Here is a 25,912-nt window from a genome sequence, read left to right as displayed (position 1 = left end):
AATAATTTACTTTTATGCCAGCGCACATTTTATTGGTAGAAGACGAAGCTAAACTCGCTAAATTTGTTGAATTAGAATTAGGTTTTGAAGGTTATCAAGTCAGCGTTGCCAATGACGGATTAACTGGATTAACTATGGCACGCGAGTCAAGTCCCGATTTAATCCTTTTAGATTGGATGCTGCCAGGAATGACTGGTTTAGAAATTTGTCGCAGATTGCGAAGCACGGGGGATAAGGTACCGATTATTTTGATGACTGCCAAAGATGAAGTTAGCGATCGCGTTGCTGGTTTGGATGCAGGCGCGGATGATTATGTAGTTAAACCGTTCAGTGTAGAAGAATTATTGGCGAGGGTACGGGCACGCATTCGCAGGACTTCCGATGAAAGTAGCGAAGATAATTTAGAATTTGAAGATTTAAAATTAAACCGCAGTACTCGGGAAGTTTACCGAAACGGACGCTTAATTGAATTGACGGCTAAAGAATTCGATTTACTGGAATATTTACTTTCCCATCCCCGACAAGTTATTACAAGAGACAGAATTCTCGAAGAAGTCTGGGGTTACGATTTTATGGGAGATTCCAACATTATTGAAGTTTACGTGCGTTATTTGCGGTTGAAGTTAGAAGCGAATAAGGAAAAGCGATTGATTCAAACGGTTAGGGGTGTTGGGTATGTTTTGCGAGAGTAAGAGGGAGATGTGGAGATGGGGAGAAAGAAAAAGTAAATAATTTTGGCTCATCTGTTGAAAGGGATGCTAAATTCTGAATAAAAAATACCGAAATGCTTACTGTGTAGGGATTTGACATTTTATATATTTAATTTTTGATGATTTTACTCTGCTTTTTCTCTACTGCCGACTGCCTAAAAACGACTATTTAAATAGCACCCCTTTGTGCTGAAGAACCATAATTTTTATCTGCAACTAATCACTAACAACTAACAACGCACAAAAAATTAAAAAAACATTGTCAACCTTGGAGATTAACAATAACTTTGTGTAAAGTATTGGCTTCTTCGTATCCCTCTTGTTTGAGGTTGCGGTAATGTTGTTCAAGTAAGACAATATCCTGCGGTTGCCAAGAACCTTTTTCTACAACTGAAGCAATTTTATTGGCTAAATCTGTTCGCAATCGAGTCAAATCCTGAGTCGGTTCCCAAGCTTTAGCAAAGATTTGTAAGGTTTTAACGGATTCGTCACGAGTTATTTGATGTGGAATTGTTTGCGGAAAACCAGTCCATTCAAGCAACGTTTTTATTTCGTCGGTGCTACCGCTGAGAAAATAAGTTAAGAAACGCCAAACTTCAAATCCGAATGAATATGTGGATGATTTTTCTGCATCATAAACTTGATCAAGAATGATAACAGCTTCTTGTAATTCCAATTGCTGTATATCTCCTAATGTATAAGCTGCACCAATACGAACTAATAAGTTAACGGATTTATCTTCGATCAAGTCGAGAATATTTTTAACGTAGGGTTTAGCTACATCCATATTTGTCAAAGCATCTGCTGCACGCCAACGAACAAATGAGTCAACAGATTTATCTTTAAGAATATTAGCAATGTCTTGGACATAGGGTTTAGCTGCATCCCCCATATTCCCTAAAGCTTCTGCTGCACTACCACGAACTGTTGAGTTAACCGATTCATCTTTAAGAATATTAGCAATGTCTTTGACATAGGGTTTAGCTGCATCCCCCATATTCCCTAAAGCATCTGCCGCACTACCACGAACTGTTGATTTAACCGATTCATCTTTAAGAATATTAGCAATGTCTTTGACATAGGGTTTAGCTGCATCCCCCATATTCCCTAAGCCAATTGCGGCACCCTCACGAACAATTGAGTTAACCGATTCATCTTTAAGAATATCGGCAATTTCTTTGACATAAGGTTTAGCTGCATCCCCCATATTCCCTAAGCCAATTGCGGCATTGCTACGAACATATAAATCAACAGATTCATCTTTGATAATATAGGCGACATCTTTAACGTAGGGTTTGGCTGCATCTCCTAAATTTCCCAAGCCATTTGCGGCACCGCTACGAACGCTTGAGTTAAGCGATTTATCTTTAATAATTTTCACAGCTTTCTGAGCAATATCATCTGGCTGCTTAAGTAAGGCTTTAAAATCTGATGGTTCATATGCAGATAACTTGAGCAAAGCATATGCCTGCACTTCCAGATAGCCATCATTTAAGGCAGCCACAATGCCGTTAATCTGCCAAGGTTGCGGCTTCGATTTGGATGCTTGTGTGGTATTAAACCAAGGGAAAGAGAGAATAAAAATTAGGAGAAGCGTAAAAGAAAAAAGTATAAAAAATTTTTTAATAAAGCGGCTAAGTATGAGCATGATTGGAGAAGACAAAATAATTTTATACTTGAATGCAGCTTGTAATTTCTTGTTTGAGCGAAACTATAAATTTAACTACATCGTTAAAATGCTACAATTTTTTCAGTTATATTTCGGATTCTTTTAATCGGTTTTAGTAAAAATGTTGTTTTTGTCGCTTCCACTAAGATATTTTTATAAAACTAACTAACAGTCCAATCTTCAAATCTAAATCTAGGTACTTTCACAAAATCTCGTTGATTGCGCGTTACTAAAATACCATTCACTGAAAGCGATCGCGGCAATTCGTAAGTCTTTTGTACCAATATGGATTTTCTAATTCAATAATTTTTTGTAACAAACACTTGCATCTTGATTGAAATACAGAATATTCAGACTTTCTAAATCTTCTAATGTATCTCGTAATCCTTCATATGCTGATATTAGAGCTTCATCTGAAGAAGCTCTAGTAACAATAGTAGTAAAAATTTCTTCACTATCAACAGCATTAACTCGCTGTGTAACTATCGGATGTCCCCGTTGAAAAAGTGATAAGCAATCTGTATCAAGTATCCACATTGATTATTTAGCTTCATTCTCAGCATCTAATTGACCATAATATTCTTCCATTCGAGCATAGTCTTCACGTCGTTCTTGTTCTATATATTCCATCATCTCATCAAATTGCAGGTCATCTTTATATTTACCAGCTAATTTCATCTTTGCAGTTAATTGTAAATTCATGGTTAACGCAAATTATTACGGCACCATCGGTTGATTTGCTTTCGCTCGATTACCAAGATTGGCTGATTGATTCGGGGTTATTTAATGCAATTCATGGTGGTTATATAGAATCTTCTGTGTTGTCGTAATTTTAATGAACGCTTATGCATAAAAGTTAATTTTATACATTTTAAATTAATATTCATACTAATAAAAAATATTATGAGTCCTATTTATAGGACTTTTGCTATTAGACTGGAACTTGCAGTCCCAGGCGGCTCAAAACGAGAAAAGATAACTATGAATCATAGTGACGAGAATCAGATGGTGCAAGATATGAAAAGGGAAGAAGTAATGATAAATATTTTATTTTCTCCATAAATTAATGGTGCGTAACGGCATTTTACAATTAATAATTTATATAGCAAAATATTCAAGCCGTTACACACCCTAAAAATGATAAAAACACGCAAAGAACCCAGAGAATGCAAAGGGAAGAAGTAATGATAAATTTTTATTTTTCTCGGTAAGTAAATGGTGCGTAACGGCATTTTCAAATTAACAAGTTGTTATTAACAGTTATTCGAGCCGTTACACACCCTACAAAAATACTTATTAACAACTAACCCATTTAAACGTTCATTTGCTGCTTTTGATAAAGGGAATAATACAATCCTTTTTGCTGCAATAAGTCGTCATGGGTTCCTCTTTCAACGATGATTCCTTTTTCCATTACTAAAATCATGTCGGCTCGTTTTAATGGTGCGAAACGGTGTGCAATTAAAAATACCGTTTTTCCTTGCGTGGTATTTTTCAAGTTTTGCAATACCTGTTGTTCGGTTTCGCTGTCTAAGGCGCTGGTTGCTTCGTCTAATACTAATATTGGTGCTTGCAAAAGAAATAATCTAGCTAAAGCAACCCTTTGTCTTTGCCCTCCGGATAATGCGGTACCTCTTTCACCAACGTTACTTTCGTAGCCTTTGGGTAGTTCGCTGATAAAGTCGTCGGCTACTGCCATTCTGGCGGCTTGTACTACTTCTTCGGCAGAGATTTCGGGGTTTCCTAATGTGATATTTTCTAGGATGCTGCCGTTAAACAAAAAGTCTTCTTGCAAAACTACGCCTATTTGCTGCCTTAAGGAAGCTAAGTCAACGCTTTTTACGTCGAATCCATCTATTAAAATTCGTCCGGATTCGATTTGATAAAGTCTTTGCAAAAGTTTGGAAAGCGTACTTTTACCGGAACCGCTGCGCCCTACTATACCAATAAATTGACCTGGTTCTACTTTGAAGGAAATCCCTTTGAGAACTGGTTCGGTATTTTCTTTGTAACGAAAGAATACTTGATCGAATTTAACTTCTCCTTCGAGGGGTGGTAATACTAATCCGGTTCCCGGCTCTGCTTCTGGGGAAACGTTGAGAATGTCGCCGATTCTATCTACCGATAACAGTACTTGCTGTAAATTTTGCCACAGTTGAACTAATCTTAATAGTGGCCCGGTAACTCTTCCGGATAGCATTTGAAAAGCGACCAATTGCCCGACGGTAAAGTTATTTTCAATAACTAGTTTGGCTCCAAACCAAAGTATCAATAGGCTGGATAGTTTGGTAAGAAAGTCGCCGATGTTACTGCTGATATTGGAAGTTGTGGAAGCTTTGAAGCCAGTACGGACAAAGCGAGCAAACAAACCTTCCCATCTATCCCTGGTTGCAGGTTCGGCTGCATGGGCTTTTACCGAATGAATTCCCGTTACCGTTTCTACAAGAAATGATTGACTGTCAGCACTTCTATTAAAGGTTTCGTTGAGCCATTTACGTAAAATTGGTGTTGCACTCAGGGTTAATCCGGCAAATAATGGCAGTACTGCCAGCGCTACGAAGGTTAGGGTACTGCTGTAGTAAAACATTAGTACCAGGTAAACTACAGCAAATATGCTGTCGAGAACTACAGTTAATGCCGTACCTGTAAGAAACTGACGAATTTGTTCTAATTCTTGCACCCTTGCCACGGTATCTCCTACCCGTCGCGACTCAAAATAAGATAAGGGTAAGCGCATTAAGTGACGGAATAATTGAGCCGACAAACTTAAATCCAAACGGCGGGCTGTATGGGTGAAAATAAACAAACGCAGAATCCCCAACACCGACTCAAACACCGCTACCAACAGCATGGCGATCGCCATTACGTCGAGAGTCGCCAAACTCTCTTGCACCATGACTTTATCGATGATGACTTGAGTAATCAACGGTGTGGTTAATCCCAGCAGTTGTAAGGTGAAGGATGCCAGCAGTACTTCTGTAAGTAAACCTTTGTATCGCCAAACTGCCGGTAAAAACCAGCTTAAATTAAACTTTTCCTGCTGTTGTGTTTGTTCTACTTGCCATAAATAGCCATCCCAAAATGTTTCAATTGCTTCACCCGATACAGTCTCGCAATTACAATCTGGATTTTGGGGGTTAGCAATAATCAAGTTATTACCTTTAAGCCCATAAGCCACTACCCAATTAGCAGTCTCTGAGTTTCCCCACAACAATAAAGCCGGAAAAGAAAGTTGCTGCAAATCATCCCAATCAACTTGCAGCCTCCGCAGCACCAAACCAAGTTTCTCGGCAGCTTCCACAACATTTTTCGGACGTTGCGATCGCACTTGGCGCTGTACCCATTCCAACTTCACCGAAATTTCTAAATACTGCGCCACCATTGTCAAGCAAGCAGCCGCACTGTTGGCGCTGGAGACGAAAGGGTAGGTGGAGGTGGGAGGAGGGGGAGAGGGGGGAGAGGGGGGGAGAGGGGGAAGATATTTCTACATTTTCTTTTTGTCTCCTCGTCTCCTTTTCTACGGGCACTTTCCTCAACTGGGGGAACTCCCCCACAGAAGTGTCCTCTCCTTGTTTACTTGCCTCTCCCCCGCTCCAAAATTCTTCGATCTGCGGGGTTGAGAATTCTGCCCATAAATCTGTATTGCTACGCAGCACTAAAACTTCTTTACTAGCTGCTACAGCTTTACATTCTGTGGGATAATTATTTAAACTGCCAAACCATTCTCCTGTTTTTAAGGCGGCTATTGGTTTACCAATGCCTTCTTCGCGGAGGCGGACTTTGCCCGAAACGATGAGAAATTGATAACCAACAGCTTCTTGAGACCAAATTTTCTCTCCCAAACGAAAATCAAGAATATCCGATTGATTTTGCAATAGGGTTTTTTGTTCGTCACTCAGCCAGCATAAAGGTGGTTGGTTCCAAGCTGGAGAAGCCAAAACAGTTGCTTGATATTGATTATTTGAAACGTTTATTTTACTTGCAGTTTGACTGTCAGCTTTTGAATTTTCTCGGCTAGCCATTTCTCAAACAGTTCATTTTGTAGTGCTTGCTTAAGTTGAGTATCTTCCAACGATGCTGGTAGGAGCTGTTCCACGCGAAACAATCCATAACGTTGCTCTAGTTCTACAGGCCCTAAAATATCCCCAGTACTAGCTACATCTACAGCAGCGCGAAGCTTATCCGGCATTGTTCCGCGACTCACAGGTCCCATCATGCCGTTAACAATCTTGTCGTCTGCTAAGGAATATTCCCTAGCAAGCTGCTCAAAACTAGTACCTTCTTCAATTTGGGTGTGTAACTCCTCAGCTAACTCTCGATTATCAACAATAATCCGAGAAAGTACCACCCTATCCAAAAAAATCTTTCTTTCAATAAAATATTCTGCTAATTTCGGCTCTGCCACTAAAGTTTTTAGTTTCTCTAATTTAAACCCGAAAGCCACTGTAGAGTGAAACGTTGCATAATCGGTACCGCTATTATTTAACCAATCCTGAAACTTTTGCTGGTCGCTAAGTTGATTTTTCAGCCGAAAATCAATAATTGCTTGTTCGGTTAAAGCTGGAGAAAGCTCAATTTCTTCTCTGGCTTGAATTTCTTGCTCGATCACATCCTGACGTAGAATATCTCTAATAAACTGACCTAATTTTCCACTAACTTGTAAATACTGTACTGCCTGCTTTACTGAAATTAGCCGGTCGTTAACAGTTAAAAACGATGAAGATTCCATATTGTTAATACTTAGAAAATACCTTAAAAAATATAAAGTAGCAAAATTAAAAGCAATCGCATTCAACTGACACTCGATAAGCTTAATGCTACTTTAATACAAATTTATATTGCAGTAATGCCGCAACAAAAACCGATAACATGCCGCGTACAAATACTTATAGGTTACTGATTTTTAACAATTTATTTCAGAAAACACTTTTATTTAAAAAATATTTGCTCGCATCCAGGCAAACAGTATCGCAGTAGCAGCTCCTATCAAGGTGTTGAGAACATTAACTAATTCATTGGTTAACCACTGCCATCGGGATTGCAAAGTGGCTCCAATCACGCTTTCCAAATTAGTAGCAATGAATGCAGCGAATACACACCATATAATGCCCCACACATCAATTAAGCCAACTCCCCAACCAAGTATTGCTAGCACCACCGAAGCGAAGATTCCAGCTAGGGTTCCTTCCAGACTAACTGCTCCTTCCGTGCCTCTTGGTACTGGCTGCAAAGTCGTAATCAAAAAAGTCCGCTCACCGTAGGCTTTACCAACTTCACTAGCACAGGTATCGGAAAGCTTAGTGCAAAAACTAGCGACGTAGCCCAATAGCAGCAAAGAACTTAAAAAAACTGTTTCGCTTGTTCCCAACCAATCAATAATTCCAACTCCTAAAGCGCATAATGCAGCAGTAAAAGCCGAACCCCAAACGTTTTCTGGACCTCTTGCACCGGAACGCTTTTCGGCAATACCTAATTGTTCTTTTTCTGCCATGCCGATGCGGGTAACACCCGAACCAACTATAAAATAAACACAAACTATCGCATAACCTTTTAAACCAAGGGTTCCCCAAATCAAAACACCCAGCAACCAGGCATTAACTATTCCAGCAAGCGTAAGCAGTTTTTTCGGTGCCAACCAAACAATAGCCAAAAGCAAAGTGTTCAACCCTGCTGCTATTAGCCAGGAATTTGAAAAATCGTATAAAGACAGCATCAGCTATTTTTAATCAACGTTTTCGTTACATCACAAGTATTGCAACTAACTGTCCATACGCCAAGATGTATGATTCTTAATTCCTAAGTATTTGATATTCTCCCCAGGCATATAATGGGGGGATTCTAAGAATTAACAAAACATTATTCATGTCAACAGCAAATTATACATATTCCGATAAATTATTGATTGCGATCTAGGAATAAAATTCTATACTTTCACGAAAAAATTTCTACTAGTAGCATACCGACCAAAAAAAATGTGTTCTTTAAACTTAACGGAATGATTACCTTGCTTACTTAATTCGTTTTCACTTCAATTGATAAATCAAATAGCAGCATACAAGCATGTTAGTTACTAATTATACTTAACAACAAAATAATTGGTCTTGCTTTTAGGGAGCATAGAATCACAATGTATTCTCTAAAACAATTGCGGCAAGTGTTGTTCTACTGCTAAGATGATACACGATTTTTATTTCGCCAAAGGTTTTGCAAAATGCAATATTTTGACTAATTTTTTTGAATATTCATCAATTTCGGCAAGACGGAAAACAAGCAATAAATAGCCTTGAATGTAAAAACACTTAGAAATAAACTCAGACTATAATTTTTATTATCAAAAAGAAAATTTGGGTATTTTCTACAAACAAACAATTTAGAAAGTTCAAAGTTTTAGTGAAGATTAAGTAAATTTATTGTAGGTTTAAGGTTAAAGTTAACACATAGTCTCTTTTTTTACATTAAAAAGGAGTACTTGTGGATATTAAGTTAATACACACTGTTCTTTTGGATGTGAAAGATATGACAGAAAGTGGTACGAGAGGGTTACTGCATTCAGCTAATCAATTAAGTATTAATACTAGCAAACAAATATATACTGATACATTAAATAGTATTAAAACCAACGACTTGTACAGTTTCACTATCCAAGGTCGTAGCAGTTTTAACCTTAGTCTTGATGGCTTAATTGCGGATGCAGACGTAAGGCTGATTAGGGATAAAAATGCAAATGGAAAATTCGATAAAGACGAAACGATTGCTTATTCCAACAATGGAGGTACATTAGCCGAATCAATCAACACCAGTTTAGCTGCGGGTGATTACTATATCGAAGTTTATCCTTACGGCAATATAGAAACTAACTATCATTTAACTGTTTCGGCGGTACCGTTTGACAGTGCGGGAAATACTCTCAATAATGCTCGTGAAATAAGCGTTGATTCCCAAACGAAAATTGTTAGCGATTGGGTAGGAAAGCTAGATTCCCAGGATTACTATAGGTTCAACCTGAGTAATAGCAGTGATTTTAAAGTTGTAGTTGCCGGTTTAAGTGCTGATGCTGACTTGCAGTTGCTGTCGAGCCAAGGAAATATTCTTGCTAACTCAATTAACGGCGGCGCTGCTAGCGAGTCGATTAATCAAACTTTAGAAACAGGTACTTACTATCTAAAGGTTTATTCCTACAACAGCAGCGAAACTTTCTACAATCTCAAGTTATCGGCTTCTTTACCAAGCCAAAACAGTTCTAATTCTGGGGAGATGGAGTTAATTCCGACTTCCGTTGGTAATACAGCTGCAACTTCAGCAAATCAATCATCCCCGATTCCTACTTCTGCTGTACCTCAAAGCGCTGGTAGTACCCGCAGCCAAGCTGGAACTTTAAGGGCTGATACTTTCACATTCGAGTCTGGTTACAGTCGGACAATTTTTTCGGGTAACGGTAATGTTGATTTTGGCAGCGGAGGGCGGGATTTAATTGATTTATCCCAATTCGTTTCGACTTCGGCAGCCTTTAATTATGCAACCAATCCGAATGGAGGAGTTGTTTATAACTCCGGCAATGGCAACCGCATATTTGATGCATTAACGCTTAGTGATGGCAGCCAAATTCTATTTGAAAGTATTGATGCGATCAGATTTGCCGACACTACTATCAACTTATCGGTAACAACTAACGATCCTCAATTTAGCCAGCAGTGGAATTTACACGGGATGGGAGTTCATAATGCATGGCGTTTTACTACTGGTACGTCTAACGTCATGATTGGCATCCAAGATACCGGTAGTGGTACTGATAGTAGTGGCAATATTCATCCCGATTTACGCCCAGCTAGTTTTATTGGTAGCAACTATGTTGATGAGTGGGGTAATTTTTCCCACGGAACTTTAGTACAAGGAGGTATTGCTGCTAGAAGCAATAACGGTATGGGAGGAGCTGGAATTAATTGGAACTCTGACTTAATGCTCGTCGATGTAGTTGGCGACAATCCGCTTGATTATAATTTAGCCACTGCAACACAAGCGATGATAGATAAAGCCAATGCTCAAGGTAAGCGTTTGGTAGTCAATATTAGTTTGGCTGGCGGTTACTCGGTAGAATTTGAACAACTAATTGCAGCTAACCAAAATACAGCTTTATTCGTAATTGCTTCTGGGAATGGTAATAGTAATAGTATTGCCAGTCCCGCAGATTTGGCGGCGAGGTACGGTAATGTGGTAGCTGTGGGTTCTTCCTGGGGAACTCAAGATTGGTATGGTAATTCTAGAAATCCTGGTGAAAGGGTTGCTTATGATAATTGGTGGGGTTCTAATTACGGTAATGGTTTAACTGTAACTGCACCATCTGAGTTTTTTACTACTAGTGCCAATCGCAACGGTACGGGTAGTTTCGATTTTGCATACAACGATAAATTTAATGGAACTTCGGCTTCGACAGCAAATGTTTCTGGAGTTGCTTCATTGGTATGGAGTGCGAATTCTAATTTAAGTGCGGGGCAGGTTAAAGCTATCATTTCCGAAACTGCTTATGATTTAGGCAATCAGGGCTATGACGAAGTTTACGGACACGGTTTTATTAATGCGGATGCAGCAGTGCGAAGGGCTTTAGCTATTGCACGGGGTTTTGCATAGGTAGGTATAAGGTATACAAGGTTATCTAAAAACAGCTATAAGGCATCTACTTTCAAGATTCATATTTAAGATTTAGGCGCAGCATCTATATTTATTTATCTACTTTTGATTAATCATCGGTATGTGGTGAAGGGAAATTCAGTATATTTCCAATTACCATATACCTTTATTTTTGGTAATTATGTCTGAGTTTTTTGTTTGAAGTTAAATTCTTAGAGGATGTTTGGAAAGTATAGTTTTTAGCCCAACTTTCGGATTATCCCCCCTTCCCCCCTTAAAAAGTGGGGTAACGGCTCCCCCTTAAAAAAGGGGGATTTAGGGGGATCTTAAGATTTACGAGTTTTATTTATGACTTCCTAAACATCCTCTTAGTATTCTAGGAAAAAATATACAGGACTTACGCAAAATAACATGATTGCGTGATTGCGTTAGCGCAGCGTGTCCGTTAGGACATGCGACAGCGACGTAATCCAATAATCCACACTCGCCGGTGAATGCTTCCCTACACGTAGTAACCGTCGCAATGACTTATTTTGGTTGCGTAAGTCTTATATAAATAGAGGATTAAAAACTTTTCTTGGTTGCAAAGTTTGTGTTTACATTTTCATTGTTGTCACAACTTATTAATCATTTATCCGCAGCCTGAAAAGCATAATAAATTCTTAAAAACAAGATTCTTTCCGGATTTTCTGTATTTTACCCTGAGTACAGATTTTTTTAGCATTGTGCTTATTACTAAAGAGATTTTGTTATAAATCAGGTATTTTTTTATCTTTTATTACCTACGTAGTAAGGTTGTACGAGCAAATATATATAATTTAGGTGAAGAAAAGAATTATAAGTAAATTATTTTTTGTTGGTCAAAACTAAATAGTTAGTAGACACATAATTACTTGAAAGCCTTATCAATAAAGCTTTTCAGTTATCGATATAATACACAAGTATACGATAAGCCACTTTTAAATAAATTCACAATGCATCGCATGAATACTGAAAAAAAATCAGCAAAGCCTAATAGCTATATGCTTGATATAAATTTTTTATTTTTGATTAATACGTAATTTTTCCCTAGCTGTTTTGGCAATGTAAATAGCACTATAGAAGTTCCTATCCCAAAGATAAGGAATTTACAAATCAAGATAAAATCTTTACCTTGATTCCTTCTCTAGAAGGTGCTTTTTACAAACTTTATATAATAAAAACAGTTATAATTATGCCGATAGATATAGGTAATGGGGTTAACTTTCCCGATTCTTCAACTTATTTACATACGACTCAAGAATGGACAACTATCGAAGGTAAAGTAAATTTAAATAATACTGACAATTACTACAGCGTTCAGTTAAGTAGTCGCAGTTATTTTGAAGTTGTATTAAATGATTTGTCGGATAATGCAGATGTTAGCTTATTGAGCAATGATGGTTCTCAAGTTGCGAGTTCATCCCTTAGTGGTACTAGGAACGAAAGTATAGCAAGGGTTTTAGATGCGGGTACGTATTTTATTGAAGTGCATCAAGTTGATGATGCTGAAATTTCCTACGGTTTAGAATATAGAAGTAACCATATACCCGAACAATTTCAATTTAAAGTAGAAACGGTTCAAGGGGATATTAGCCTTACAGATACCAAGATTTTTGATGCCGATGGTGCTGGTGATATCAGAAAAGTTGATTTTTGGCTGAAGAAAGAAGGTGAAAGATGGGGAAAAGCCGGTATAGTAACCGAATTTAATCACAATAGTGACGACGGTTCAATCGGTTTTGACTACAATATCGACAATCTTGAAGAAGGAAAATACTATCTATGGGGTAGAGCTACCGATAATTTTGGATATAGAAGCAATGGTTGGGGACAAATATTTGAGGTTACAAATTTTGTCGATCCAAAAGTTGAGAATGTAGCACCTTCAAGGCTCGATTTTACTATAGAAAGTAGTAATGGAGGAATTAAGCTTAATGATGCACGGGTATATGATGCAAATGGTATAGATGATTTAGAAAGAGTTGCTTTTCAACTCAAAAAACAGGGCGGTGAATGGATTGAGATTGCTGACGCTACTGATTTTAAGCAAGTAGATGGTAATTTATTCGGATTTGATTACGGTATTTCTAGTTTAGAAGCAGGTAATTACGAGCTTAAAGCTACTGCTTACGATAAAGCTGGTGAGAGCAGCGAATCTTTAAGGAGTTTTTTCCGGATTGATAATCTTGCTCCTTCCGATTTAGCATTTGAAGTTGAAGTTGTTGAAAATGGGATTCGTCTTACTGATACTAAAGTATTTGATGCTAACGGTATAAATGACCTGAGCAGAGTTGATTTTTGGCTGAAAAAAGAGAGTGGTAATTGGCAGAATATTGAGGATGCTGTTGAATTCCGTAGTAATCAAGATGAATATGGCTCAATCGGTTTTGATTACAGCATTGATTCCCTGGAAAAAGGTAATTACACCTTATGGGCAAGAGCTCGTGATGGAGAAGATAAATACAGTAATAGTAAGCAAGCAACTTTTAATATCGGTAATGCGGCACCCTCTCAACTCGATTTTAACTTCAGAGAAATAAGTGGAGGAATTGAGTTAAGAAATGCCAGGGTATTTGATGCAGATGGTATAAATGACCTCGAAAAAGTTGATTTCCAGCTTCAGAAAGAGGGCGGTGAATGGATTGATATTGAAGACGTTGTTGAATTCAGTCAAAATAACGATGGCTCGATTGGTTTTGGTTACAGTATCAATAATTTAGAACAAGGTAATTATCAACTTAAAGCCACAGCTATCGATAAAGCTGGAGAGAATAGCGAAACTTTAACCACCTATTTCAAAGTCAAGAATGCTGCACCAACAGACTTGCTATTTGATATTGAGACTATCGATGGTGGTATTCGTCTTGTAGATACTCAAGTGTATGACGCAAACGGTATTGCCGATATCACTAGAGTTGACTTTTGGTTAAAGAAAGACGATGAAGGTTGGCAAGATATCGAAGATGCTGTAGATTTCAGCGAGAATGCTGATGGTTCCTTTAGCTTTAATTACAATTTGGATTCTTTGGAATCTGGTGATTACGTATTATGGGCTAGAAGCCGCGATAAATCAGATAGTTACGGAAATGTCGAGCAAAAGTCTTTTTCAATCAAGAATGTAGCTCCCAGCCAACTTGATTTTGATATTCAAACCACAGGAGGAAGAATCGAACTAACTAATGTAAGGGTGTTTGATGCGAATGGTATAGACGATATTGATAAGGTTAAACTCTGGTTGCAAAAAGACAACGGAGTTAAGCAAGAAGTCGCAGATATATCTCAATTCCGTAAGAATGCCGATGGTTCATTCAGTTTTGATTACAATCTCGATTCTCTCCAAAATGGTAATTACAAGTTACTTGCCAGAATCAACGATAAAGCAAATGAGTATATCGAACTAGAAAAATCTTTCCAAATTACTGGTGTCGTACCCCCGCAACCTGAGAAAGATTGGTTTGAAAGAAATATTATTGATACAGAAATACGTAATAAGACTAGAACATTATTTTCAGATAAGACTCTAAACCGTAACGATATGATTGCTATCCTTGAAGATGCTAAGGATAATAATATTGTTGATGCAACCGAAATCAAAGATTTTCGTACCATTCTTAGCAATGCTTCTTATCTAGGAATCGATGACTATGTCAGGGTTTTAGCAAATAAGGTTGTGAACGGTGATACTGCAAATAAATCCGGTAACTTACAAGCAGGAAGTAGCAGCGAGCAGTTAGATAAGTTAATTAATAAGTGGTTTAGAGGCAGCGAGCGTCCCCAGACTGCTCATACTTATCAATATGCCCAAGGTTCTCTGTTCCAAAATGGAATCAGTCATGATGATATTAGACAAGGTTATATCAACAATTGTTTCTTCTTAGCTGGTTTGGGTGCAACTTTGGTACAGTCACCGGAAATTATCCAAAATATGTTTATTGATAATGGAGATGGAACTTTTACAGTTCGTTTCTATAAAAATGGAGTTGCTGATTATGTAACTGTAGACAGATATTTACCAACGAATAATATAGGTAATTTTGTGTATGCTAATGCCGGAGATTATCATGGAAATGCTAACAATGAACTTTGGGTAACACTTGCAGAAAAAGCTTACGCTCAACTCAACGAAGCTGAATGGATTAATCAAGATGGTACCAATTCTTATAACGGTATTGGTAATGCTGGATATTTGAGTGATGCTTTCAAGCATATTACTGGAGAGAAAGCTGCTTTAGGAAGATTTCTCAGCTTTGATAAAGTGGTTAATGCTTTCCAATCTGGTGAAGTAGTAGGATTTGGTTCAAAATCTGGTGGTGTGGCATCAAATATTGTTACTTCTCATGCCTATGCTTTAGTTGACTATAATGCTGAAACTCAAAAATTCACTTTATTGAATCCTTGGAGTACTGACAACAATGCCGTAAAGTCCAGAACTTTAGAGTTAAGCTGGAGTGAAATTACCAGTAACTTTAGCTATTGGGATTCTACGATTAGTAATGTAGTTTCTACTTAGTAAAGGATTACGATACTTTCAAGAATGAATATAATACGGCAGTAGGGAGTGGTATTCCCTACTGTGATTATTTTTTTAAGTATTTAAAGCGATTATATCGGGCAGGAACATATTCACAAAGATAAAAAGTTTAAACTATACATTTTGATAAAAATACTTGTTTAAATTGAATGTTATTTTATTATCATTTATTGAATAATATGAATTAGCATTTACAAAATAAAGTTATTGTTAAATAATTGGCATTTTAAGTTTTAAATTCATAGTAATTATATTTAAACAGAATATTTTCTCAGCTAAAAGTCTGAATAAATTTTCAGTTTCTTATAGAGAATGCTGTCATCTAAATAAAAACAAACCTTTTACCGAGTCAAATATTATGCAAGTTAATTTTAGTAATAGCGATTTATTTTCTGAATCAGCTAACATTAATTATATTACCCCGACAAATGAGTTAAGTGATGATTTAACATCCAATAGTCTAAACTTTTTAGCTCGTAGTAGTATTGAATATTCTCATAATGATTCTGCAATACTCAATCAAAATAACTCCGATTTACAGGATGTAGGTAGCACAAATCAATTAAGTGCTGACAGTTACAGTTCCAATCAAACTGGTACTAATCAAACTGCAAATTTTTCTGCTTTAGATAGCGATGAATATAGCTCTGAAACTGGCTATGGTTTAGTAGATGCATCAGAAGCAGTAGCAAGAGTTATTGGAGAAGATACTTTTGATGATGTTCCCGATAAAGGAGGTAAGAATTGGGGGGCTGATGCAGTTAATGCACCAGAAGTATGGGAGCAAGGATATACGGGTGAAGGTGTAGTTGTTGCAGTACTAGATACTGGCGTGGATTACACTCACGACGATTTAAAAAATAATATTTGGACTAATAGCGGCGAGATTGAAAATAACGGTAAGGATGATGATGGTAATGGCTATATAGATGATTTCTATGGCTGGAATTTTGATGGAGATAACAACAGTACTATCGATGTTGATGGACATGGTACTCATGTTTCTGGAACTATTGCTGGTGAAAAGAATGGTTTTGGTGTAACCGGTATTGCTTATGATGCTCAAATAATGCCGGTAAAAGTTTTGGATGATTTCGGTTCTGGATCTAATACTGCGGTTGCTGATGGTATTTATTACGCTGTAGATAATGGAGCGGATGTAATTAATCTTTCACTTGGTGGTTCTTTTCCTAGTTTTGGTGTCTCAGAAGCTATACAATACGCCAGCGAGCAAGGTGTAACCGTAGTCATGGCTGCTGGAAATAGCGGCGGTGATATGCCCCTCTATCCGGCTCGCTATGCAGATGAATATGGAATTGCCGTAGGAGCTATAGATGAAGATAAAAACATGGCTTCATTTTCTAATCAAGCAGGTTCTGAAGAGTTAACATACGTTACTGCTCCGGGAGTCGATATTTACTCTACTCTTCCAGACAATAAATATGAATCCTATAGCGGTACTTCTATGGCAACTCCACATGTTGCAGGAGTTGTTGCTTTAATGTTAAGTGCGAATCCCAGTTTTGATAGTAATCTGATACGGCAGACTCTTGAAGAAACATCGAAAAATGAGGCGAGTAATCAACCTATACTACCGGATTTAACCGATTATTTTCCTGATTTGATTCCAAGCGGTGATTCTGAGTTTAACTTTGATTTTGATAGTAATCCTATAATGCCAAGTTTTAGTAGAAGTTTTGATTCTGGTAAGACTATGGTTTTTGATTCCTCAATGAGCATTGATAAGTCTGCAAAACCGTATTCTGAATCGCAGTTCATCAATTATCAACAAAATGCTTGGAAAAATCCTAATAATCGATTATTTAGCGACGATATTGAAAGTATGCTTGAAGAGGATGAAGTTCTGTTAAGGCTTGAGAGATAGTAGTATATTTGATTAATTCTGAAGGGTTAGTAGTTGCGCTTTAGCGCCTCCGGATACCGGAATATGAGGCGCTAAAGCGCAACTACGAACAATGATTAACCCCTCGAAACTAATAAGACAAACCACTAAATCGAAATTGAATAAATTTACAATTCCTCATAATCACCGGCATATGTAATCACACACATAACTCTATAGACAGAGTGGTTCCCAAAAGCGACTCCAGTAGTATTGTATTCAGGATTGAACATAGTTATTCTATGACCGCGATTAGGTATGCCGTCATCAATAATTAGCTGCATAACAATATCTTGAGCGGTTTTGTAACCGTAAGCAATATTCTCTCCTGCTATCTTTCGCCATTTTCCATAGCGGTTAACGCGAGTAAAAGGGTCACTTTTATCGCTACCATAATGGCCGTATTTACCCGTAACACCTTGGTCCTTAACATGGTCTTTAGCTCCTAAAGACATTCCCCTCGATGGAATTAGCGAACCGACAGGTTGCTGTTTGGAGAGAAATTCAATTGCTTCGTCAACTACTGCAACTCCTTCTTTAGTCATCATGTATTTGCGATCGCCAATTTTGATTTTGTTTCCCTCAAAGCGCTGTTTATACTCTTGGAGAATGGGAATATATGATTGAGGATTTTGCCGTACTTTATTCATTTCAATGATTACCTCTTTTTCTAGCTGCGAGAGGTAACTTGATTTTGCTAATAAAGTTGGGCTATTTTTTTTGGCTTGAGTAACAGTAGCTTCAACTGACGATTGTGCAAAAATCGGTTCAATTGCAGAAAACTGACAGCAAGTAGCTATTAATAAAGATGTTGGCAAAGTCAACCAAGAAGATAACCGCATGTATACTTATTTTTTATATTGATTAATTTTTTCAGCATTAAATAGCAACAAATGAATGTTGCTTTCTAGCTCAGATTTTATTAAGCTAAATTTTTATTAAAAAGTAGGCTTACCGAATTCCAATAATTAAACATCACGATAAATATTTAGGTAAGTCCTGTTAACAAATTGTTTGTATATATATTTTGTAACTTGAGAAAATAGATATTCCCAAGGGTGACTTTGCTGATAAGAAGATAAAGTTATTTCTATTGAAATAAGCTGAACCTACAAAAAATGTTTAAGAAAATAAGACGATTAAATTACTTATTGCTATATTCATATTTTCAACTTTAAAATTTGATAATTTTTAAAGGCTATATATATTCTTTGAAAAACTAGGATATATTGTAAGTATTGATACGCAAGACTATATGTATTTGAGGATGCATATAAAAATAGCAACGGTACAAAGTCATAAATTAAACTCATACCAGCAGCGTATTAGATAGAACAAGCTTTTTCGGTTAGAATCAGCTAGGCTTAATCACTAGTACCAAAAACTTTTTTAAACATCGCCGCACATGAATCTACGCTTGGTTGAGGTTTATCTACCACAGGAAAAAGGTGAACGATTTGAAGAATTAATCGCCGAATATTCTTCTTTGGAAGTTTGGCAAAAAAAATTAGAGAATAATCAACTGTTGTTTAAAATATTGCTTTCAAGCGGACAAGTAGAGCCTTTAGTTGATTGTTTAGTTTCCCAGTTCACGGAAGTAGAAGGTTTTCGATTGCTGCTACTACCAGTAGAAGCTTCCTTACCTAGGTTGGAATCATCCGAGAATTCATTTAATTTGCAAGATGCACCAAATCGCATCAATCGCGAAGAAATTTATACTAATGTAGCCACAAGCGTTCATTTTTCCTGGACGCAAATTTCTTTATTGTTGCTATCTTCTAGTATTGCTGCTGTTGGTTTGGTACGCGGTAGTGAAGTGGTGATAATCGGTGCAATGGTGATAGCACCATTACTCAAACCCAACATGGCGTTAGCAGTTGCTACTATTTTAGGAGATTTATCTTTAGCTTTAAAAACTATAAAAGTTGGATTTGTGGGGATTACAATTCCGATTCTTTTTTCGATTTTAATCGGTTTGTTGATTCCTATCAGCCCAGACTTACCAGAAATCGCGCTCCGCACCAAACTAACTTTGCCCGATATTGTTGTAGCGCTGGCTTCCGGTGCTGCCGCTGCTATTTCTTTAACTGCTGGCGAAATCAGTTCTATTGTTGGTGTAATGGTTTCGGTTGCTTTACTACCTCCCTTAGTCACCTGGGGAATGTTAATGGGTTCTGGTGAATGGGAACCCGCTTTTGGAGCAATGGTACTAGTTTTTGCCAATATTGCCAGCTTGAATTTAGCAGCGATCGCCACTCTTTTACTGCAAGATGTACGCCCTAGCGGTTGGTTGGAAAATATCCAAGCCAAAAAGCTGACTAAATTTGCTTCTGGAGCTTGGATAATACTTTTATTAGGTTTGATAGGGGTAATATTTATTAAGTTTAGAGGAGCTTGAGTTAGCAGTTATCAGTGAACAGTGAACAGTGAACAGTTAATAAAGCAACTAACTACTAACCACTAACTACTAACTACTAACCACTAACTACTAACTACTAACCACTAACCACTAACTACTAACTACTAACTACTAACCACTAACTACTAACTACTAACTACTAACTACTACCTCACAGAAAATGCTTCGCTAAAGCGACGGGTTACTGGCTCAACTAAGAATGTCAAAATTGATTTTTTACGGGTAACAATTTCAGCATTAGCAGTCATTCCAGGTGTAAACCCGACTTCTTCACCGCGCACGACTAAACTATTTTTATTTAACTTAACCGTGGTGGGAAATACCAGTCCTAATTCTTCATCAACTACTGCATTAGGACTAACACTAACTACTTCGCCATTAATCGCACCAAATTCTTGGAAAGGAAAAGTTGCTAGTTTAACTTTTGCTTGCATTCCTTTATTAATAAAACCAATGTCGCGGTTGAGGACTTTGACTTCTAATAACAATTCTTCTCCTTCGGGTACAATTGAAAGCAACTGTTCCCCTGATTGTACGGGACCAATAGTAGCTTTAACGTCGTACACTACCCCAGGTACCGGAGCTTTGATAGTTTCTAATTGTTGCTGTTTTTTGGCTTGTTCTAACTGACCTGTAATATTAGTTAATTCTTCTTTGCGCTTGTTGATTTGACTGAGAATTTCACTTTGACGTTCTGAAGCTAAGCGCTGTGCTTGACTCTGTGCTGCTTCAAAAGCTGCTTGTGCTTGGCTGATTTCTTGTTGCTGTGCGGCTAAGTCTTTTTGCAAAGATGTAACTTTGTCTTCTGCTTCGGTTACTTTTGTTTTTGCGTTAATTATTTGATCCGCAGCTCTGGTAATTTCAGCATTAGCCCGGTTGAGTCTATCCTGTGCATCCAAATAATCGAGTCGCGGCACAGCACCTTGAGTAGTCAAACCGCGTAAACCTTCTTCTCTTTTCTTCGCTAAAGCTACATTGCTGCCAACTTTATCGCGAAGCTCCTGGGCATTGTTCTTGTTTGATATGGCATTTTTTAAACCAGTTTTGGCATTAGCAAGATTTTCTTGCAAGCGAGTTAAACGCACTTTTGCTTGTTTTACCAGGGCTGCTTGACGATTTGCTTCCGCTTCCGCAGCAGTTTGACGTGCTTGGTAATCTTTTAAGCGAGACTGCAAAAGCTCATCTTGTAATTCATTCCCTGCTGTATTAGCCCCAGTACGTTCGGCATCCAAGCGGCGTAAATCATCTCGGATTAAATTAGCGCTTTTCGCCAAACGAACGACATCTGCTTGCTGCAAATCTGGATCGCGTTGAATTAATACTTGCCCTTTTTCAACTGTATCTCCTTCTTTAACCTCCACTTTCAAAATTGAACCATTACCCAAAGATGTAACTGGTCTAATTTGTGTCGCAGCAACAATTTTTCCCGGTGCAGTAGCCACCTCATCTATTTTGGAAAAATACGCCCAAGTAATCGAACCAAACACAATAGCGCTAATAGTTCCCGCTAAAAGTCTGGTATAAAGCGGTGGTAATTCCTGTACGGCTTTACCCAACTCATAAGATAACTGTTCGTCGGGTTTTGCAAATTCTTGTTTTGTCCTTTGTGCTTGGGATGCATCGGCAACTAAAGAATATTTCATAATTGGTAATTGGTAATGGGTAATTGGTAATGGGTAATGGGTAATGGGTAATGGGTAATTGGTAAGAGGTAAAAAATATAAACTAACCACCAACAACTAACAACTAACAACTAACAACAGTTAACTGCTCACTCCTAACTCCACCACCACCGGTGTATGATCGCTTGGCTGGGTTAATTTTCTGGGTTCGATGTCGATGGTGCAGCTTTTTGCACTTTCGTATAAGTCGGGTGTGAGATAATGATGATCGATGCGCCAGCCTCGGTTACGGGGAAATCCGGCGGCTCGATAATCCCACCAACTGAAATGTCCGGCTTCTGAGGTAAATTTACGAAATGCGTCGGCAAAACCCAAACTTAAAACATTATCTCGTAGGGCTTGCCGTTCTGCATCGGATGACATGATATGAGTTGCTGGTTTGGCTTTTTCATGAATATCTTTGTCTTCTAAAGCTATATTAAAATCTCCGCACATGCATATATTAGGTGTAGATTTCAATTGTTTCTGTAAATAATCTCCCAATATTTTTAACCACTGCAATTTATATTCATATTTTTCACTACCTATAGAAGAACCGTTGGGTACGTAAAGATTGATGATTCTAATACCATTAATTACACCTGAAATTACCCGTTTTTGTTCGTCCCATTTTGCATCTACATCGGGCAAAATAGAAGTAAAGCCAACTGAAACATCTTCTAAAGGTTGACGGCTAACTATAGCAACACCGTTGTATGATTTCTGTCCCGAAGTATAAAGATGATAGCCTAACTCTTCAAAAGGTTCTTTCGGAAAAAGTTCATCTACAACCTTAGTTTCCTGCAAACAAAGCACATCAACATCGCTTGCTTTTAACCAATTAATAGCGTGTTCTAAACGAGTTCTAATTGAGTTTACATTCCAAGTAGCAATTTTCATAAATTAGTTGTTAGTTGTTAGTTGTTAGTGGTTAGTTGTTTGTTGTTAGTTAGTAATAAATCAATCAGTGAAATCAGTGAAATCCATTTAATCCGTGATAGTTAGTGGTTAGTTAATATTTTAATTTCTTACCAATTACCCATTACCAATGCCCAATCCCCAATGCCCAATGCCCAATTAATTACTTAAGATAAATCAATAAGTTCAATCCGGGAATAGTGCGGGAAAGCGTCCATAAAACTAACGTGATGTAAAGTATACCTAAGCTCCACTGATACCAGGCTAAAGTACTGATAATTCCGGGGAGGTGTTCGTCTCGCAAGCGAACGTCGTTGAAGCCTAGCTTTAAAAGGTTATTCAAACTAAAGTCATAATAATTAAGCCAGTTCCAGCGACGATCCCACAATAAATGTTTATAACGTTCGCGAAATAATTCATACCTTGGGATTACGGGTAAACGTCCGATTAGTAACCGCAATTGTCTTAAAGTACCATCTTCTGTAAAGTATGATGTTTCCATTAAATCGTGGTAACGCCCTTCTTGGTAAAGTCGGAACAATAAAAAACCCGGTAAAGGTACGATAATAAACGTTATGCAGGCTAAAGTTAATAACGGTTGTGGTGTGTTGCGGAAGATGGCAATCAAACCAAATAATGTGCTGATAGCAAAACTTCCTAACATCCAAGTGGTTTCGTAAACTGTAGGAACAATTTTATTGGGATGTACCCGACGAAATCTATCAACTAACCAAAATACTATGCTAAAAAACGCGATCGCAATTATTCCCACACCAAATACGAGATAAAAATTTGTTCCGTATCCCGATAGCAACAGTAACAAACTTAACCCCAACCATTTCCATGCTTGCAGCAACCATTTAACTGGAGTCAGAGTTTCACCGACTACAAAGCACGAAGCAAGTTGTGTAAATGTTTCTTCGTCGATATCGGCTAATGTCAGTAGTTCGCTTTTGACTTGAAAGGGTTCGTTTTGACGACGTTTAATAATTGCTTCTGCTTGAATTTTGGAAAAACCCAAATTGATTAAACGTTTTTTTGAAGCATCGTTTATATTCGCATCTAGCAAACGACGAATTAAATACTTTGAATACAAGCGCTGTTTGCTGTATTCTAATTCGTTAGCATCGGGGATTTGCTGCAATTGCCGAAAATTTTGAATCAAATTACGCAACACATTTTGATTCCCCGATAATCTAGGTATTCTTAACATCGCACCAATTTCACCAGGATTACCCAAAATTTTGGCTTTATCGGAATTAAAAATTAAACTTGGTACGTTGAGATAAGCACCTTTAGCAAAAACAGCATCGCTAAAATCAGCTTGACTAAGAATGCTAGCACCGCGCATGTTTACAGGTGAATTAAACTGTGCCTCTCGAAAGATGACAGATTGTGTAAAACTTGTTTCTTTTAAAAATAGAAAGTCTTGAAAATTCGCTTTAGTAAATTGAGTTTGTTCCAGAAAACGTGCTTTAGAAAAATTTGTCGTACCTTCCCAACGAGCGCGATTGAAATTAGCTAACTGCTGAAAATTAGCACTTGAAAAATTTGCGGAATCTTCAAAAGTTGTATTTTTCAACTCAGCATTTTTTTTAAATTCAGCTTCCTTGAAATTTACTTCATCAAAGAAAACACTTCCATCAAAATCAACTTGACGGCGAAAATTTGCATTTGCGAAACTAACTCTTCGGCTAAATCTTGCTTGGATTAAATTCGCAGTATCATTAAAAATAGCATCTTCTCCTTCCACGGGTTGAAGAAAAAAGGTATGGTTAAATTCCACCTTACCTTTAAAACGAGTTTGCTTAAAAATTAAAGAACCGCGAAACACCGAAATTTGAGCCGAAGTTGTTACATCCTTTCCTAATAACGAACGACAATCCCTAGAGTTGGGAACAGAATAAGCCAGGGATTGCAAACAAACTTCGCGCAAACGTTCGAGTTGATTTTGTTCGGTTTCAGTAAAAATTGGCGCAATCGCTTGAGCGTACAAAGGAGTTCTTAAACCTAAATCGCTACCAATAAAATCGCCATTAATTATCGAATCGCTTAAATCTAAACCTACAGGTTTTGTACCGTTTTTTTGCAATTCATCTTGCAGAAATTTATAAAAATTATCCCTGAAATCCTTGTTTTCAGGTTGCAAATTAATTTCCATCTCCCGTAAATCTATTGTCAAACTTCCTTCATTGACGATAGGGGAATTAATTCTTTCTTGTAATAATTCTAAAGTTAAAATATTTCGCTGTGGTTGAGGCTCGGCAGCCCATACTGGTTGGATAAATAATAGTAAAAATATAAATAGCGTGTAGATGAATTTGGGCATGGGGGATTGGGCATTGGGCATTGGGAAGAATTGCAAGGTGCGTGATAGCTTAAAATTACCTTGAATAAAAGGTTATCAATTATATTGCCGTAACGCATCATTGAATATTTATCCAAAAGTAGGTAGGCAAAAATATCGGTAAAGTTGTCACAACAAACAAAACAATCCCCTCATCCTGGATTGAATGAGAGGAATAATAATAGTAATTATTGACAATTAATTAGGCGACTTTTGAAGATTGATATTATTTTTGAGCGTACAAAAATATTTTATTACGACAATTATATCAATCTTAGCTAGCCTTTTTCTTTCTTTTACTAGCAGCACCAATACCAATGGCAGCTAATGAGCCAAGTATGACTGAAGGCTCGGGAACTGCTGCTGGTATAGTACCTGCTGTATTGAATGTAAAGTCATCAATAGCAAAAAAGTCACCACTGTTAATTTCAAATCGAGTGATATCAGTACCGGATATCGATAAAGTCTGTGATGATGAATCTGTAAAAGTGTCAGAAGCAACAAGATTATTAAACTGATCGAAACCTAGAAGAGTCACTGTATCAACATCAGGAGTAGCATCACCTGCAAAGACTGAAATAAAGTCAACTGCTTCTATGAAAAACCCCTTAATATCTCCTGCAATGGGAGTTAGATTTGCTGCTGTGTTTGCTTCAGATTGAGGCAGTGTGCCTACAGAAGCATTAAAGATCTGTAAAGAATTATCAAAAACAACACCTAAATCGCTAAAAGTATCACCAGAGATAATTTCAAAGTTGTTAAATTCATCAAAACCAAGGGTAACCCTTGCCGCCCGAGCAGAATTAGTTGGCATTACAGCAGCTAAAACAGCAACACTAGCAACGGTTGTAGCAATCTTGTTAAAAAAATTCATATCTATTTCTCTTTAAACTGGATTTAGTGAATCTCTGTTCCCTATATTATAGTAATAACCGAGTATTTACTGAGGGACAAGATGTAAATTGATATCTTTATCAAGGCTTAAACATAATTGTTTTACTTAGTATTAGAGTCGTAATAGAAACTAGTGAAAAAACTTTTCTCTAGTAGCATTTATTGCTGCTTTTTTTATAGATACGTAATATTAAGTATAAATTATGTGATTTTA

At 37.4% G+C, this 25,912-nt stretch carries 17 protein-coding genes; 5 read left to right on the top strand and 12 right to left on the bottom strand.

Annotation, left to right across the window (positions count from 1 at the left end; genetic code table 11):
• Positions 1-14 precede the first annotated feature (14 nt).
• Complete coding sequence (locus RIV7116_RS04450; RefSeq protein WP_015117067.1) at positions 15-692, top strand: response regulator transcription factor; 678 nt, start codon at positions 15-17, stop codon at positions 690-692.
• A 280-nt stretch (positions 693-972) separates the two neighbouring features.
• Here the strand turns inward: RIV7116_RS04450 and RIV7116_RS04445 are convergent, their stop codons facing one another.
• The 7 genes from RIV7116_RS04445 to RIV7116_RS04425 all read right to left on the bottom strand — a co-directional run bounded on the left by RIV7116_RS04445 (position 973) and on the right by RIV7116_RS04425 (position 8,092).
• Entirely contained in the window at positions 973-2,214 is a 1,242-nt protein-coding gene (locus RIV7116_RS04445) for a HEAT repeat domain-containing protein (protein ID WP_052330790.1), read from the bottom strand.
• A gap of 326 nt (positions 2,215-2,540) precedes the next feature.
• On the bottom strand, positions 2,541-2,663 hold the full coding sequence (locus RIV7116_RS37525; RefSeq protein WP_371261614.1) for a type II toxin-antitoxin system VapC family toxin: 123 nt from the start codon (positions 2,661-2,663) through the stop codon (positions 2,541-2,543).
• A 10-nt stretch (positions 2,664-2,673) separates the two neighbouring features.
• On the bottom strand, positions 2,674-2,916 hold the full coding sequence (locus tag RIV7116_RS37520) for a type II toxin-antitoxin system VapC family toxin (protein WP_371261613.1): 243 nt from the start codon (positions 2,914-2,916) through the stop codon (positions 2,674-2,676).
• A gap of 3 nt (positions 2,917-2,919) precedes the next feature.
• Positions 2,920-3,081, bottom strand: a complete 162-nt coding sequence (locus tag RIV7116_RS35685) for a hypothetical protein (RefSeq protein ID WP_015117065.1) — start codon at positions 3,079-3,081, stop codon at positions 2,920-2,922.
• A gap of 610 nt (positions 3,082-3,691) precedes the next feature.
• A complete protein-coding gene (locus RIV7116_RS04435) occupies positions 3,692-5,761 on the bottom strand; it encodes a peptidase domain-containing ABC transporter (protein ID WP_232435765.1) in 2,070 nt (689 codons plus the stop codon).
• Between the two features lie 588 nt (positions 5,762-6,349).
• Positions 6,350-7,108, bottom strand: coding sequence for a peptidylprolyl isomerase (locus RIV7116_RS04430; protein ID WP_015117063.1), 759 nt, complete (start codon positions 7,106-7,108; stop codon positions 6,350-6,352).
• Between the two features lie 204 nt (positions 7,109-7,312).
• The gene (locus RIV7116_RS04425; RefSeq protein WP_015117062.1) at positions 7,313-8,092 is read right to left on the bottom strand and encodes a TIGR00297 family protein; all 780 of its coding nucleotides are present in this window, start codon (positions 8,090-8,092) and stop codon (positions 7,313-7,315) included.
• A 758-nt stretch (positions 8,093-8,850) separates the two neighbouring features.
• Here RIV7116_RS04425 and RIV7116_RS04420 point away from each other — a divergent pair.
• From RIV7116_RS04420 to RIV7116_RS34695, 3 genes are all read left to right on the top strand, one after another.
• Positions 8,851-11,004 carry a S8 family serine peptidase gene (locus RIV7116_RS04420; protein ID WP_015117061.1) on the top strand — a complete coding sequence of 718 codons (2,154 nt, stop codon included), beginning with the start codon at positions 8,851-8,853 and terminating at the stop codon, positions 11,002-11,004.
• Between the two features lie 1,213 nt (positions 11,005-12,217).
• A complete protein-coding gene (locus tag RIV7116_RS33635) occupies positions 12,218-15,535 on the top strand; it encodes a C2 family cysteine protease (protein ID WP_015117060.1) in 3,318 nt (1,105 codons plus the stop codon).
• Between the two features lie 379 nt (positions 15,536-15,914).
• Positions 15,915-17,441 (top strand): S8 family peptidase, encoded by a 1,527-nt coding sequence (locus RIV7116_RS34695; RefSeq protein WP_015117059.1) that lies wholly within the window; start codon positions 15,915-15,917, stop codon positions 17,439-17,441.
• Positions 17,442-17,587: 146 nt separating this feature from the next.
• Here the strand turns inward: RIV7116_RS34695 and RIV7116_RS04405 are convergent, their stop codons facing one another.
• Complete coding sequence (locus tag RIV7116_RS04405) at positions 17,588-18,301, bottom strand: CAP domain-containing protein (RefSeq protein ID WP_015117058.1); 714 nt, start codon at positions 18,299-18,301, stop codon at positions 17,588-17,590.
• A 563-nt stretch (positions 18,302-18,864) separates the two neighbouring features.
• On the opposite strand from RIV7116_RS04405, the gene RIV7116_RS04400 reads away from it, so the two are divergent.
• Positions 18,865-19,857: a TIGR00341 family protein gene (locus RIV7116_RS04400; protein ID WP_015117057.1), complete on the top strand. Its 993-nt coding sequence runs from the start codon at positions 18,865-18,867 to the stop codon at positions 19,855-19,857.
• Positions 19,858-20,024: 167 nt separating this feature from the next.
• Here the strand turns inward: RIV7116_RS04400 and RIV7116_RS04395 are convergent, their stop codons facing one another.
• The 4 genes from RIV7116_RS04395 to RIV7116_RS04380 form a co-directional block, all read right to left on the bottom strand.
• On the bottom strand, positions 20,025-21,521 hold the full coding sequence (locus RIV7116_RS04395; protein WP_015117056.1) for an HlyD family efflux transporter periplasmic adaptor subunit: 1,497 nt from the start codon (positions 21,519-21,521) through the stop codon (positions 20,025-20,027).
• A 120-nt stretch (positions 21,522-21,641) separates the two neighbouring features.
• On the bottom strand, positions 21,642-22,439 hold the full coding sequence (gene xth / locus RIV7116_RS04390; protein WP_015117055.1) for an exodeoxyribonuclease III: 798 nt from the start codon (positions 22,437-22,439) through the stop codon (positions 21,642-21,644).
• Positions 22,440-22,620: 181 nt separating this feature from the next.
• The gene (locus RIV7116_RS04385; protein WP_015117054.1) at positions 22,621-24,807 is read right to left on the bottom strand and encodes a pentapeptide repeat-containing protein; all 2,187 of its coding nucleotides are present in this window, start codon (positions 24,805-24,807) and stop codon (positions 22,621-22,623) included.
• Positions 24,808-25,078: 271 nt separating this feature from the next.
• On the bottom strand, positions 25,079-25,678 hold the full coding sequence (locus RIV7116_RS04380; protein WP_015117053.1) for a PEP-CTERM sorting domain-containing protein: 600 nt from the start codon (positions 25,676-25,678) through the stop codon (positions 25,079-25,081).
• Between the last annotated feature and the right edge of the window lie 234 nt (positions 25,679-25,912).

This window comes from Rivularia sp. PCC 7116, assembly GCF_000316665.1.
Classification (GTDB): Bacteria; Cyanobacteriota; Cyanobacteriia; order Cyanobacteriales; family Nostocaceae; genus Rivularia.
This window is presented reverse-complemented; position numbering and strand designations above follow the sequence as displayed.